This is a genomic window from Pseudomonas sp. P1_F7 (genome assembly GCF_056405655.1).
The window spans coordinates 1-410 of the sequence record NZ_JBFUBR010000093.1 but is presented as its reverse complement, the minus strand read 5'-3'; the positions used below and the strand labels follow the sequence as shown (position 1 = coordinate 410).

Sequence of the window (410 nt, the reverse complement as noted above, 5' to 3'; positions counted from 1 at the left end):
TCCGGAGTATCGGTGACGGTAGTGCTGACCGGGGTTTTATCGGCCACCAGGTTCTCGTAGTTACCGCCGCTGACGTCGGTGATCGAGTTGGTCAGCGGGGCGTGACCAGCCAGCACGTCGTTCGGCGCGCTGGTGGTGATGGTGCCGGTGGTGTGACCGACGGCGATGGTGATGCTCTGGCCGTTGGCCAAGGTCACGACGACAGGCGAACCGGTGACGGCGGCACCAACGGTGGCGGTGTAGGTGACGGTGCCACCCTCGGCCGCGGTTTCGCTCGCGGTCAGTTTCACCGTCGAGGTRTCGATGGTGTCGGTCACTTCCGTCACCGCCGGTACGYTGCTCGGCACCAGGTTTTCGAAATCGCCGCCGGTGGCGGTGGAAATGGTCGCTTCGACTTTGCCAGCATCTTT

At 64.0% G+C, this 410-nt stretch carries 1 protein-coding gene; it reads right to left on the bottom strand.

The genetic code is table 11. The annotated features are described in order from the left end of the window. Positions 1-410: immunoglobulin-like domain-containing protein (locus tag AC1D1M_RS31525; protein WP_477778713.1), on the bottom strand; the 410-nt coding region annotated here is incomplete at both ends.